This window comes from Chitinimonas sp. JJ19 (assembly GCF_036961565.1).
In the GTDB taxonomy this organism is placed as follows: domain Bacteria; phylum Pseudomonadota; class Gammaproteobacteria; order Burkholderiales; family Chitinimonadaceae; genus Chitinimonas.
Genome location: NZ_JBAMDD010000005.1, coordinates 189027 through 202174 on the forward strand (window position 1 = coordinate 189027; position 13148 = coordinate 202174).

At 61.4% G+C, this 13148-nt stretch carries 15 protein-coding genes; 11 read left to right on the forward strand and 4 right to left on the reverse strand.

All coding sequences use genetic code 11. The features are described from left to right. Positions 1 to 213 precede the first annotated feature (213 nt). Genes V7714_RS08430 through V7714_RS08445 form a run of 4 tightly spaced genes read right to left on the reverse strand, consistent with a single transcriptional unit; the run spans position 214 to position 3339 of the window. Positions 214 to 1143, reverse strand: coding sequence for an exopolyphosphatase (locus V7714_RS08430; RefSeq protein ID WP_335709317.1), 930 nt, complete (start codon positions 1141 to 1143; stop codon positions 214 to 216). 9 nt (positions 1144 to 1152) lie between these two features. Then, on the reverse strand, positions 1153 to 1920 hold the full coding sequence (locus tag V7714_RS08435) for a substrate-binding periplasmic protein (RefSeq protein ID WP_335709318.1): 768 nt from the start codon (positions 1918 to 1920) through the stop codon (positions 1153 to 1155). 2 nt (positions 1921 to 1922) lie between these two features. Continuing rightward, the gene (locus V7714_RS08440) at positions 1923 to 2864 is read right to left on the reverse strand and encodes an SPFH domain-containing protein (RefSeq protein WP_335709319.1); all 942 of its coding nucleotides are present in this window, start codon (positions 2862 to 2864) and stop codon (positions 1923 to 1925) included. Between the two features lie 43 nt (positions 2865 to 2907). Beyond that, positions 2908 to 3339 carry an NfeD family protein gene (locus tag V7714_RS08445; protein ID WP_335709320.1) on the reverse strand — a complete coding sequence of 144 codons (432 nt, stop codon included), beginning with the start codon at positions 3337 to 3339 and terminating at the stop codon, positions 2908 to 2910. 248 nt (positions 3340 to 3587) lie between these two features. Between V7714_RS08445 and mnmG the strand changes: the two genes are divergently transcribed. The 11 genes from mnmG (at position 3588) to atpG (ending at position 13135) form a co-directional block, all read left to right on the forward strand. Beyond that, positions 3588 to 5468: a tRNA uridine-5-carboxymethylaminomethyl(34) synthesis enzyme MnmG gene (mnmG, locus tag V7714_RS08450; protein WP_335709321.1), complete on the forward strand. Its 1881-nt coding sequence runs from the start codon at positions 3588 to 3590 to the stop codon at positions 5466 to 5468. A gap of 140 nt (positions 5469 to 5608) precedes the next feature. Next, on the forward strand, positions 5609 to 6247 hold the full coding sequence (gene rsmG, locus V7714_RS08455) for a 16S rRNA (guanine(527)-N(7))-methyltransferase RsmG (protein ID WP_335709322.1): 639 nt from the start codon (positions 5609 to 5611) through the stop codon (positions 6245 to 6247). Continuing rightward, positions 6244 to 7008: a ParA family protein gene (locus V7714_RS08460; protein ID WP_335709323.1), complete on the forward strand. Its 765-nt coding sequence runs from the start codon at positions 6244 to 6246 to the stop codon at positions 7006 to 7008. The genes rsmG and V7714_RS08460 overlap by 4 nt, the downstream gene beginning before the upstream one ends. A 3-nt stretch (positions 7009 to 7011) precedes the next feature. Beyond that, positions 7012 to 7860: a ParB/RepB/Spo0J family partition protein gene (locus V7714_RS08465; protein ID WP_335709324.1), complete on the forward strand. Its 849-nt coding sequence runs from the start codon at positions 7012 to 7014 to the stop codon at positions 7858 to 7860. 145 nt (positions 7861 to 8005) lie between these two features. Next, positions 8006 to 8413, forward strand: coding sequence for a hypothetical protein (locus V7714_RS08470; protein ID WP_335709325.1), 408 nt, complete (start codon positions 8006 to 8008; stop codon positions 8411 to 8413). Positions 8414 to 8430: 17 nt separating this feature from the next. Next, on the forward strand, positions 8431 to 9282 hold the full coding sequence (atpB, locus tag V7714_RS08475; protein ID WP_335709326.1) for a F0F1 ATP synthase subunit A: 852 nt from the start codon (positions 8431 to 8433) through the stop codon (positions 9280 to 9282). A 78-nt stretch (positions 9283 to 9360) separates the two neighbouring features. Continuing rightward, positions 9361 to 9642 carry a F0F1 ATP synthase subunit C gene (gene atpE, locus V7714_RS08480; RefSeq protein WP_284195280.1) on the forward strand — a complete coding sequence of 94 codons (282 nt, stop codon included), beginning with the start codon at positions 9361 to 9363 and terminating at the stop codon, positions 9640 to 9642. Positions 9643 to 9673: 31 nt separating this feature from the next. Further along, positions 9674 to 10144 carry a F0F1 ATP synthase subunit B gene (locus V7714_RS08485; protein WP_284195281.1) on the forward strand — a complete coding sequence of 157 codons (471 nt, stop codon included), beginning with the start codon at positions 9674 to 9676 and terminating at the stop codon, positions 10142 to 10144. Between the two features lie 6 nt (positions 10145 to 10150). After that, on the forward strand, positions 10151 to 10687 hold the full coding sequence (locus V7714_RS08490) for a F0F1 ATP synthase subunit delta (protein ID WP_335709327.1): 537 nt from the start codon (positions 10151 to 10153) through the stop codon (positions 10685 to 10687). 11 nt (positions 10688 to 10698) lie between these two features. Further along, complete coding sequence (atpA, locus tag V7714_RS08495; RefSeq protein ID WP_284195283.1) at positions 10699 to 12240, forward strand: F0F1 ATP synthase subunit alpha; 1542 nt, start codon at positions 10699 to 10701, stop codon at positions 12238 to 12240. A 28-nt stretch (positions 12241 to 12268) separates the two neighbouring features. Further along, positions 12269 to 13135 (forward strand): F0F1 ATP synthase subunit gamma, encoded by an 867-nt coding sequence (atpG, locus tag V7714_RS08500; RefSeq protein WP_284195284.1) that lies wholly within the window; start codon positions 12269 to 12271, stop codon positions 13133 to 13135. Positions 13136 to 13148: the final 13 nt, after the last annotated feature.

The window sequence follows — 13148 nt, forward strand, 5'->3', positions numbered from 1 at the left end:
AGCACGACATGTCGCCCTGCCTTGCCGTATGAGGCAAACAAAAGGCGCCATCGAGCGTAGCGAGGTTCCCCGCCAGCGGGCGGGGCGGAGGGGTGGGGATCAATCAAGGGAGAGCCGCTGCTTGAGATGACTCACAGGGTAAGCACCCGGGTTTCCCGGGTGCCAGCGCGACATGTCGCCTTGCCTTGCCGCTTGAAGCAAACAACTAGGCTCTCAACCGTCGCTGTTGATCTTAGCCACCAGCTCCGCCAACACCGCCACCGCCTGGTCGTTCTCCACCTGACAGGTGCCGGCCGCGCCGTGGCCACCGCCGCCGTACTTGAGGCACAGCTCGCCGACATTGGTCACCGAACTGCGATCCAGTATGGACTTGCCGATGGCGAAGACCGTGTTCATTTTCTCCCTGCCCCACATCACATGGATGGAGATGTTGGTCTCCGGGAACAGGGCGTAGATCATGAAGCGATTGGTGGCGTAGATGGTTTCTTCATTGCGCAGATCGAACACCGCCAAGTTGCCATGTACGGTGGTGCAACGCAGTATCTGCTCCTTGGCCCTGGGCTCGTGGTCAAAGTACAGCTCCACCCGCTCACGTACATCAGGCAAGGTCAGGATGTCTTCTATGCCATGGGTGCGGCAGTAGTCGATCAGGTCCATCATCAGCTGGTAGTTGCTGACCCGGAAATCGCGGAAACGGCCCAGGCCGGTGCGGGCGTCCATCAGGTAGTTCAGCAGCACCCAGCCTTCCGGGCTCAGTATCTCGTCGGCGGTGAAGTCGGCTGAATCGCCCTTGTCCACCGCCTCCATCATATCCTCCCGCACCCGCGGGAAGGCCTTCTTGCCACCGTAATACTCATACACCACGCGCGCCGCCGAGGGGGCACTGGGGATGATGATGTGGTTGTCGCGCTTGTCGTTGCGCAGGGTTTCCGACAGATGGTGGTCGAACGCCAGATGTATGCCCGGCACAAAGGGCAGGTTGGTGCTGATGTCGCGGTCGGTGACCGCCACCTTGCCGTCCTGCATGTCCTTGGGGTGGACAAACAGGATGTCGTCTATCAGGTCGAGCTCCTTCAGCAGCACGGCGCATACCAGGCCGTCGAAGTCACTGCGGGTGATCAGGCGGTATTTCTGTTGTGACATGGGTGGCTCCTACGGGGTCTCGACGATGGCTTCGCCTGTATAGCGGTGGACGACTTCCTTCAGTTTCGGACTTGCTGCCAGTTTTTTCCAGGCCGCATTTAAACGCTGCAAGGTATCGGCAGGCAGATGCCGCGACACCAGCAGGTGGATATCGAGCTCACCCGCATCCAGCGGCTGCCAGCGCAGGCGGCTGCTGAGGCCGACGCGGTCGGCCGATATCTGCATGGCACTTTCCAGGCCAAAGGCAAACCGCCCACGCCCGGCCACCAGCTTCTGCAGCATCTGTTCCACATCCACCGGCGCGGCGTCCAACACCAGGCCGGTTTGCTTCAGCAGTAACGTATGCGCCGTGGTGCCTGGTATCACCAGCACGGCAGCCCGTTCACCATGCGTCGCCAGCGCGGCCAGGCTGTCTACCCGCAGCGGCTCATCGGCACGGCTCAGCAAGCGCAGCCTTACCCTATGGATGGCCGGTTCCAGTACATGGTAGCGGGCGCCCCGCTCCGGCGTTTTGCCACCGAGGGCCAGATCCAGCCTGCCGGCATTCATTTCTTCCACTACCCGTCGCGCGGTCAGAAAATTATCCAGCCCGACAAACTGCAGCCCAGGGTCCAGCCGCGCCATCTCGCGCAGCAGCTCAACCTCCATGCCGGCCGGCTTACCGTGCTCCAGATAGCTGTAGGGCGGGGTATTGCCCACCCCTACCCGCAGCGGCAGTATCTCGGCCTGGGCCACCAGGGCCACGGCCCAGGCCAGCAAGAGTGCCCTTAGGAACATGGTCAGCTGTTTTGCTGTTTCACCACGTTCATGGCCGTTGCCACCAAGCCGGCCACATCGGCGGCATTGGCCGGCAATATCATGGTGTTGCCTTCCTTGGCGATATTGCCAAAGGCCTCGATATAGCGCTCCGCCACCTTGAGATTGACCGCCTCATAGCCACCTGGCTGGCGTATGGTCTGCGCCACCATATGGATGGCTTCGGCCGTGGCACGGGCCACCAGCCGTATGGATTCCGCCTCACCCTCGGCCCGGTTGATGGCAGCCGCCTTGTCGCCCTCGGACTGATTGATCGATGCCTGCCGCTCGCCTTCGGACGCCTGGATGGCGGCCTCGCGCTGGCCGGTGGCGATATTGATCTGCTCCTGCTTGCGTCCTTCCGAGGCCGCGATCAACGCCCGCTTCTCGCGCTCGGCGGTAATCTGCGCCTGCATGGCATGCAGTATCTCCTTCGGCGGGGTCAGATCCTTGATCTCATAGCGGAGCACCTTCACCCCCCAGTTGGCGGCAGCCTCATCAAGTGCAGTCACCACCGTGTGGTTGATTTCATCACGCTCCTCGAAGGTCTTGTCCAGCTCCATCCGGCCTATCACCGAGCGGAGCGTGGTCTGGGCCAACTGGGTGATGGCCAGCTCGAAATTGCTGGAGCCATATGAAGCCTGCTGCGGATTGGTCACCTGGAAATACAGGATGCCATCCACCTGCAGCTGGGTATTGTCCTTGGTAATACAGATCTGGCTGGGTACATCAAGCGGCACTTCGCGCAGGTCGTGCTTGTAGGCGACCCGGTCAACGAGCGGCACCACGATTTTAAGGCCTGGTTCCAGCGTGCCGTGAAAACGCCCCAGGCGCTCCACAATCCAGGCATGCTGCTGAGGCACAATCTTGATTGCCTTCATGGCAAACACCAGCGCCACCACAAAAAAGACTATGGCAAATTCCATCTAACTACCCTCCTACGCGAGTTTTTATTAAAAGTGATGGTCATCAAGCGGCTGGTGGCTCAGCCGACACCACCCAGGTATTGCTCCGCTGGGCCACGATATAGAGAGAGGTCGGCCTATCTGGCAGGGGCGTCTGCAGGGGCACCAACAGCTCAGCATCCCAGCTAGTGCCGCGATAACGCACCCTTAAGTGGGTGTCCGTCTTCCAGCTTTCCACCTCTACACGCTGCCCTATATCCAGCGAATCGCTGCCCTTGTGCTTCGCGCTCACTGGATGCAAGCGCAACCAGACCGTACCGCTGACAGCCCCGAGCGCACCCACCACCAATTGCGGCACCACCGGCAGCCCAGCCCAGGCAGCAACGCCGCCCAGGGCGCACGCAAGGCCGTACACCAGCAGGTAAAAGGTGCCCACCAGCATCTCCAGCCCTATCAAGGCCGCAGCCAGTACAAACCAGATCAGATAATTTTCCATAAGTCCTTGCAAGATCACACAATCAGTCAGCCCCACGGCCAGGACAGCCCGGCCACTCCCAGTGGCAATCCGCCTTGTACACCCCCCGGGCAGCCCCTATGTTATAGCCTTGGCCAGCCCTGACGACCAGCCCCACACAGCCCCTGTGTGGGTTTTAACCTAGCGCATCAGCCGCAGTGCAGCATTTTGTCGTACAATACCGACCCTTTGCCTTTGATATTCAGGCACTTAACCAACAGGCACCCAATATGCTGTACCCCGAACGTTTCGATGTGATTGTGATCGGTGGTGGCCATGCCGGCACCGAGGCCGCGCTGGCTGCTGCCCGCATGGGCGTGCGCACCCTGCTGCTCAGCCACAATATCGAGACCTTGGGGCAGATGAGCTGCAATCCCTCCATAGGCGGCATAGGCAAGGGGCACCTGGTCAAGGAGGTTGATGCCCTGGGTGGCGCCATGGCGCTGGCCACCGATATGGGCGGTATCCAGTTCCGCACCCTCAATGGCTCCAAGGGCCCGGCCGTGCGTGCCACCCGTGCCCAGGCCGACCGGGTGCTGTACAAGGCAGCCATACGCAGCATGCTGGAGAATCAGCCCAACCTGACCCTGTTCCAGCAGGCTGTGGACGACATCGTGGTCGAGGGCGACCGGGTGGTAGGCGTGGTCACCCAGATAGGCATACGCTTCGAGGCACCAACGGTTGTCCTGACGGCGGGCACCTTTCTGGCCGGCAAAATCCATGTGGGGCTGGAGAACCATACCGGTGGCCGCGCTGGCGACCCCGCCTCAGTCACCCTGTCGTCCCGCCTGCGCGAACTGAACCTGCCAGTAGGCCGGCTCAAGACCGGTACGCCACCCCGTATCGATGGCCGCAGCATCGATTTCTCGGTGCTGGAGGCCCAGCCCGGCGACGACCCCACCCCGGTGTTCTCGGTACGCGGCAATCGCGGCATGCATCCGCAGCAACTGCCCTGCTGGATCACCCACACCAATGAGCGCACCCACGAGATCATCCGCTCGGGCTTTGATCGCTCCCCCATGTTTACCGGGGTCATCGAAGGCGTGGGGCCACGCTACTGTCCTTCCATCGAAGACAAGATCAACCGCTTTGCCGACAAGGATTCGCACCAGATCTTCCTGGAACCGGAAGGCCTGCAGACCCACGAGTTCTACCCCAACGGCATCAGCACCAGCCTGCCTTTCGATATCCAGCTGGCCGCCGTGCGATCCATACGCGGCCTGGAGCAGGCACATATCCTGCGCCCCGGCTACGCCATCGAGTACGATTACTTCGACCCCCGTGCGCTCAAGGCCAGCTTCGAGAGCAAGGCCATCAATGGCCTGTTCTTTGCCGGCCAGATCAATGGCACCACGGGTTACGAGGAAGCCGCTGCCCAAGGCCTGTTCGCCGGCCTCAATGCTGCCTTGCAGGTACAGGGCAAGCCCGCCTGGACCCCCACGCGCGACCAGGCCTACCTGGGCGTGCTGGTGGATGACCTGATCACCCGCGGCGTATCGGAACCCTATCGCATGTTCACCAGCCGGGCCGAATTCCGCCTGCAGCTGCGCGAGGATAATGCCGACCTGCGGCTGACCGAAGACGGCTACCGCCTGGGTGTAGTGAGCGAAGCGCAATGGGCACTGTTCAGCCGCAAGCGCGATGCAGTGGCCCGCGAGCTGGAGCGGCTCAAGTCCACCTGGGTCAACCCCCGCCTGGTCAGTCCCGAAGACGCCCAGCGCGTGCTGGGCCAGCAGATAGAACGCGAATACACGCTGGAACAACTGCTACGCCGACCCAATGTGGATTACGCCAGCCTGCTGACCCTGCCGGTGGCGGGTGAGGCCGTGGCCGACCCACTGGTGGCCGAGCAGGTGGAAATCCAGATCAAGTATGCCGGCTATGTCGAACGACAGAAGGACGAAGTCGCCCGCCGCAGCGACATCGAGGAAGTGCGCTTGCCCGCCGACCTGGATTACAGCAAAGTGCCGGGGCTATCGAAGGAAGTACAGCAGCGCCTCAATCAGCATAGGCCCGAGACACTGGGCCAGGCCTCCCGCTTGCAAGGCATGACCCCGGCCGCCATCGGCCTGCTGCTGGTACACCTGAAGCGCGGCTTCAAGGCCGCGTAAATAAAGAGAATTCACCCCAACCGGCACCCGCCGCCCCGCCTGGGGCGCGGCCGGAACGGGAATGCAACAAAGCTGGCGTAAACAGGCAGCAGGCATTGCCATACAGCCCTGTATCGCAAACACGACGAGGAATCAGCCGCATGATCGGCCAACAACAAGAAGCGCAATTGCGGGAAGGCCTGCAATCCCTGGGCCTGGCACTGGACGACGGCATCGTCGCCCGCCTGCTGGCCTACCTGGCCCTGCTGCTCAAGTGGAACAAGACCTACAGCCTCACCGCCATCACCGAGCCCGAGCGCATGGTGTCGCATCACCTGCTCGACAGCCTGGCGGCACTGCGCCCCATCGCCGGCCGCCAGCCCCAGCGCCTGCTGGACGTCGGCAGCGGCGGTGGCCAGCCCGGCATCCCTTTCGCCATCGTCCAGCCTGACTGGCAGATCACCCTGCTGGACAGCAACCACAAGAAAACCGCCTTTCTGCAGCAAGCGGTAATTGAGCTGGGCCTGCGCCAGGTCAGCGTGGTGTGCGACCGGGTCGAGGATGTGACCGCCGCACCCTATGACCTGATTACCTCCCGCGCCTTTGCCGACCTGGCCGACTTTGTCCGGCTCACCCGCCCGCTGCTGGCGCAAGGCGGCAGCTGGGCCGCACTCAAGGGCGTGCAGCCGTTCGAGGAAATCGCCGCCCTGCCCGCCGATATCGCCAGTCGCATTGAGCCTTTGACGGTGCCGGGCCTGGGCGCCGAGCGCTGCATCGTCTGGATGGAGCCCAAGGCATGAGCCGCGTACTCGCCATCACCAACCAGAAGGGTGGAGTAGGCAAGACCACCAGCGCGGTCAACCTGGCGGCCGGCCTCGCCCAGTTGGAAAAGAAAGTCCTGCTGATCGACCTGGACCCCCAGGGCAATGCCACCATGGGTTGCGGGGTGGACAAGCACTCGCTGGGCCGCAGCATCTACCATATGCTGCTGGGCCACGCCGAGCTGACCGATGTGCGCGTCAGCACCGAGTTTGGTTTCGACCTGCTGCCGGCCAACCGCGAACTGGGTGGCGCTGAAGTCGAACTGATCGAGATGGAGCACCGCGAGGTGCGCCTGCGGGTGGCACTGGAAGACGTACGCCGTGAGTACGACTTCATCCTGATCGACTGCCCACCCGCACTGAATATGCTGACCCTGAACGGCCTGGTGGCCGCCGATGGCGTCATCATCCCCATGCAGTGCGAGTACTACGCGCTGGAAGGCCTGACCGACCTGGTCAATACCTTGCGCAAGGTGCGGCTGGCGCTGAACCCGCGCATCGAGATCGATGGCCTGCTGCGCACCCTGTACGACCCTCGCTCCACCCTGGCGCAGAATGTGGTGGCCCAGTTGGCCCAGCATTTTGGCGACAAGGTGTTCAAGACCGTGATCCCGCGCAATATCCGCCTGGCCGAAGCCCCCAGCTACGGCCGGCCCATATTCGCCTACGACAAATCCTCGCGCGGTGCGCTGGCTTATCTTGAGCTGGCAACCGAGCTGAATCAGCGTTTCGGAAAATAAACCATGGCCAAGCTCAAAGGTCTCGGTCGCGGTCTTGATGCCCTGCTGGGCAGCGCCGCACCCGTGGAAGAAAAACTGCAGACCCTGCCCATCCATTATCTGCAGCCCGGCAAATACCAGCCCCGCACGCATATGGACGAGCACGCCCTGGCCGACCTGGCCGAGAGCATACGCACCCAGGGCGTGATCCAGCCAGTGCTGGTACGCGAGACCGGGGTAGACCGTTACGAAATCATCGCCGGCGAACGCCGCTGGCGGGCCGCCCAAAAGGCAGGCCTAACCGAATTGCCGGCGGTGGTGCGCAAGGTGTCCGACGAAGTCGTGCTGGTGATGGCGCTGATCGAGAACATCCAGCGCGAGAACCTCAACCCGCTGGAAGAAGCCGTCGGCCTGCAGCGGCTGATAGACGAATTCGGCATGACCCATGAAGCCTGCGCCCACGCCGTCGGCAAATCGCGCTCGGCCGTCACCAACCTGCTGCGCCTGCTCAATCTGGCCGAGCCGGTGCGCGAGCTGCTGATGCAAGGCGCCATCGATATGGGACATGCCCGCGCCCTGCTCACCCTGCCCGTCATCAAGCAGGTGGAACTGGCCCGCATGATTGCCGAGAAAGGCCTGTCGGTGCGCGAGACCGAAAAACTGGTGCAAGCCCTGCAGGCCGGCAAGCCAGCGCCAGCCGCCATCGCCGACAAGAAGGTGGACCCCGACCTGGCCCGCCTGCAGGAAGACCTGTCGGACAAGCTGGGTGCCAAGGTACAGATAGCTGCCAATCGCCAGGGTCGTGGCAAGGTCACCATAGAATATGGCTCGCTGGACCAGCTAGACAGCCTGCTGAACCTGCTGCGCAACTAAGGCAGCAGGACCGCTGGCAGGCCCCGCCTGCCCCCCCAAGCAACTGTCCCGGCAGGCCCGCAACCGGCCTGCCAGCAGGTGCACCGAGAAATTCGCCAGAAAAAACAGGCGATTACGCCCTGTTGCGGGGCGCGTGGCTTGACCAATGCACCAACAAAACGCTAATATCCGCGAGTTTTCCGGCCCCCTCTGCCCGGCAGAGAAACTGAGAAAACAGATTCGTGCAGTGCTGATCGCGATGTCGGCCCTTACCGGGGTTGTTGCCGCGGCAGCATTTTTTATCGCCGATACCAAAGCGATGCTCGCCGCCCTGATGGGTGGCTTGAGCCAGATCGCAGCGGTAGTGGCATACGGCCGAGTCAGCCGATTCAATGGAATTCCGGCCCCGAAGGCGATGCTGGCACAGTTCTTACTGGCCGAAATCGTCAAGGTGGTAGTTGCGCTGATCCTTTTGATCGCCGGCTATCTCTTCTTCGGGGCGAATGCACCGTGGTTTGCCGGTGCATTCGTGGCCGCACTGGCGGCCTATTTGCTGGTACTGATTCTCAAATAAATCACAAGATCAACACTATGTCGGCTGAACATCACGCACCCGCCAACGCAACGGAATACATTCAGCATCACCTGCTGAACCTGCGCGCCAATCCCGCCCTGGATCCCGTCGATCCTAGCAACATCCACCTGGACACCTTCTGGATCTCGCTGGTCCTGGGTTTTGTCTTCCTCTTCGTGTTCGGCATGGTGGCCCGCCGCGCATCGGTGGACAAGCCTTCCAAGTTCCAGCTGTTTATCGAGCTGATCGTTGAGCTGGTCGACAGCAATGTGAAGGAAATCTTCCACGGCAAGAGCAAGCTGGTTGCACCGCTGGCCCTGACGGTCTTCGTCTGGGTGGTGCTGATGAACGCCATGGACTTCCTGCCGGTTGACCTGCTGCCCAAGATCGCCACCATGTTTGGCGTCGAGTACCTGAAGGTCGTGCCTACCGCTGACATCAACCAGGGCCTGGCCATGTCGCTGTCGGTCGTGCTGCTGTCGGTGCTGCTGGGCATACAGGCCAAGGGTCTGGTCGGCTTTGTGGTCGAATTCTTCACCGCCCCCTTCCATGCCGAAGGCCTGCTGATGAAGATCATCCTGATCCCCGTCAACGGTGCCATGCAATGTATCGAATACGGCTCGCGCGGCCTGTCGCTGGCCCTGCGTCTGGTCGGCAACATGTTCGCCGGCGAACTGGTGTTCATGCTGATCGCCCTGCTGGGCATGGGCTGGACCGGTGCCAACCCCGGCTCCATCCTGGGTGCGCTGGGTCAGGTGGTAGCAGGCTCCGCCTGGGCCATCTTCCACATCCTGATCGTGATACTGCAGGCCTATATCTTCATGATGCTGACCATCGTTTACTGTGGTCTGGCCGTCGAAGAGCACTAAGCCGCAACTGATTTCGCTGTACCTGGTTCTAACGTTTCACTTTTTTCTTTACATCACCATCCTCACTAGGAGTAACACATGGAACACGCAGTCCTGATCGCTAACGTTCAGCAATTCACCGCTATCGCCATCGGCCTGATGATTGGTCTGGCAGGCGTTGGCGCCGCTATCGGCGTGGCTCTGGTGGGTGCCAAGTTCCTGGAAGGCGCAGCTCGCCAGCCGGAATCCGCCGCTGCCCTGCAACCCAAGCTGTTCGTTATTGCTGGTCTGGTTGACGCCATCTTCATTATTACTGTTGCTGTTGCCCTGATGTTCGCCTTCGGCAACCCGCTCGTCGCCCTGATCAGAACCGCCGCCTAATTTAACCCTCTACAATTCAAGGGGTTAACTCATGAATATTAACGCCTCCCTGTTTCTGCAGGCGTTGGTCTTCGCGGTGCTGGTGCTGGTCACCTGGAAGTTCATCTGGCCGCCGCTGATGGCCACGCTGGATGAACGTGCCAAGCGCATTTCTGATGGCCTTACCGCCGCAGACCGCGCCAAGCATGACCTCGAGCTCGCTGAAAAGCGCGCTGCAGAGGAACTGCGCAAGGCCAAAGCACAAGCGTCCGAGATCATCGCCCAAGCCGAGAAGCGCGCTACCCAGATCGTTGACGAAGCCAAGGACGCAGCACGCGTCGAAGGCGACCGTCTGATCGCCGGTGCCAAGTCGGAAGTCGACCAGCAAGTCCACCACGCCAAGGAAGAACTGCGTCAGCAGGTTTCCGCCCTGGCCGTGGCCGGTGCAGAGAAGATCCTGCGCAAGGAAATCGACGCTGCTCGTCACGCCGATCTGCTCGCTACCCTTAAAGCGGAGCTGTAAACGCTCATGGCTGAACTCATTACCGTCGCAAGACCCTACGCCGAGGCCGTATTCCGGTTGGCGCAGGAAGCGAACAGCCTGCCGGCCTGGTCGGAGGCGCTGGCTGTACTGGCCGCCGCCGCGCAAGACCCGCTGGCAGTCGAGTTCGCCGCCAATCCGAAGTTCTCCGCGAGCCAGGTACATGCGCTCCTGACCGAACTGCTGGGCGCGCGCGCCAACCCGCAGGTCAGCAACTTTGTTGCTACCGTGCTGGAAAGCCGCCGCTTTGTCCTGCTGCCCCATATTGCCGACCTGTTCGAGCAACTGAAGGCCGCAGCAGAAGGTTCGGTTACAGCGCACATCGAGTCGGCTTTCGAACTCAACGCAGCCCAGCTGGAAGAACTCAAGTCCATCCTGGCCCGCCGCGTTGGCAAGAAGATCGACACCACGGTTGCCGTCACCCCCGAGTTGATCGGTGGTGTGCGGATGACCCTTGGTGATGACGTCATTGACGCCTCGGTGCGTGGCAAGCTGGCGGCCCTCTCGGCCCGCCTCACCAGTTAGGAGTGCAAACAATGCAATTGAATCCGTCCGAGATCAGCGACCTGATCAAGAGCAAGATTCAGAACCTGTCCGCTGGCACAGAAAGCCGCACCACCGGCACCGTGATTTCGGTGTCCGACGGCATCGTCCGTGTGCACGGCCTGTCTGACGTCATGCAGGGCGAAATGCTCGAATTCGTGGGCAACACCTTTGGCCTGGCACTGAACCTGGAGCGCGACTCGGTCGGCGCCGTGGTTCTGGGCGACTACGAACACATTTCCGAAGGTACGGAAGTCAAGTGTACCGGTCGCATTCTGGAAGTGCCGGTTGGTCCCGAGCTGCGTGGCCGTGTGGTCAACGCCCTGGGTCAGCCCATCGACGGCAAGGGCCCGATCAACGCCAAGCTGTCCAGCCCGATCGAAAAGATCGCCCCTGGCGTTATCGCCCGTCAGTCCGTGTCGCAACCGCTGCAAACCGGTATCAAGGCGATTGACGCCATGGTGCCCGTCGGCCGTGGCCAGCGCGAACTGATCATTGGTGACCGCCAGACCGGCAAGACCGCCGTGGCCCTGGATGCCATCATCAACCAGAAGGGTAACGGCGTTACCTGTATCTATGTTGCTATCGGCCAGAAGGCTTCGTCGATCGCCAACGTGGTACGCAAGCTGGAAGAGCACGGCGCCCTGGATCACACCATCGTTGTAGCCGCCTCGGCCTCCGAATCGGCCGCCATGCAATACCTGTCGCCGTACGCAGGTTGCGCCATGGGCGAATACTTCCGCGACATCGGTGAAGATGCCCTGATCGTATACGACGACTTGTCCAAGCAAGCCGTGGCTTACCGTCAGATCTCGCTGCTGCTGCGTCGTCCGCCGGGCCGCGAAGCCTACCCAGGCGATGTGTTCTACATCCACTCGCGTCTGCTGGAACGTGCATCGCGCGTCAACGAAGACTACATCGAGAAGATCACCAATGGCGCCGTGAAGGGCAAGACCGGTTCGCTGACCGCCCTGCCTATCATCGAAACCCAGGCTGGTGACGTCTCCGCCTTCGTGCCGACCAACGTGATCTCGATTACCGACGGCCAGATCTTCCTGGAATCAGACCTGTTCAACGCTGGTATCCGCCCCGCCATCAACGCCGGTATCTCGGTGTCGCGCGTCGGTGGTGCAGCCCAGACCAAGGTCGTCAAGAAGCTCGCCGGTGGTATCCGTACCGCCCTGGCCCAGTACCGTGAACTCGCCGCTTTCGCCCAGTTCGCCTCCGACCTCGACGAAGCGACCCGCAAGCAGCTGGATCGCGGCCGTCTGGTGACCGAACTGCTGAAGCAAGGCCAATACGCTCCGTTCAAGGTGTCGCAGCTGTCCGTGACCCTGTACGCAGTGGAAAAAGGCCTGGCCGATGACGTGCCGGTTGAAAAGGCACTGGCTTTCGAAGCTGCCCTGTATGCCTACGTCAAAGCCAACCACGCCGATATCATCGCTGAGATGGACGGCAAGGGTGAGCTGTCTGGCGACAACGACAAGAAGCTGGCGGAAGCCATCAAGTCGTTCAAGGCCAACGGCGCTTTCTGATTTGATCTAACGATAGAAAGGTCAAGTCATGGCAGGCGGCAAAGAAATTCGCAACAAGATCAAGAGCGTGCAGAACACGCGCAAGATCACCCGCGCCATGGAAATGGTAGCCGCATCCAAGATGCGCAAGGCCCAAGCCCGGATGAAGGCGGCTCGTCCTTACGGTGAAAAAATCCGTAATGTGACCGCCCACCTGGCCCAAGCCCTGCTGGACTACGCTCACCCCTTCCTGACCAAGCGTGCGCAAGTGAAGCGCGTCGGCATTATCGTGGTAACCACCGACAAGGGTCTGTGCGGCGGCCTCAACACCAACGTGTTGCGTACCGCAGTCAACCAGATGAAGGCCTGGCAACAGGCCGGCATCGATGTCGATGTCACTGCCATCGGTAATAAAGGCTTTGGCTTCATGCAGCGTACTGGCGGCCGTGTGGTCTCGCACGTTGTGCAACTCGGTGATACGCCGCACCTCGACAAACTGATCGGCCCGGTCAAGGTCATGCTCGATGCATACCAGGCCGGCCAGATCGACGAACTGCATATCGTCTACACCCGCTTCATCAACACGATGAAGCAGGAACCGGTGATGGAACAGCTCCTGCCGGTACCGGCCGACCGCATGAAACCGGTCAGCGACCACCCGTTCGAGTACATCTACGAACCGGCGCCGGAAGTGGTGATTGACGATCTGTTGGTTCGCTATATCGAGGCGCTGGTGTACCAGGCAGTGTCCGAGAACATCGCTTCCGAACAAAGCGCCCGGATGGTGGCCATGAAGGCCGCATCCGACAACGCCGGAACGGTGATTGATGAGCTCAAGCTGGTCTACAACAAGACCCGTCAGGCAGCCATCACCAAGGAACTGTCGGAAATCGTCGCCGGTGCAGCAGCGGTTTGATCGCAGCGCGGAA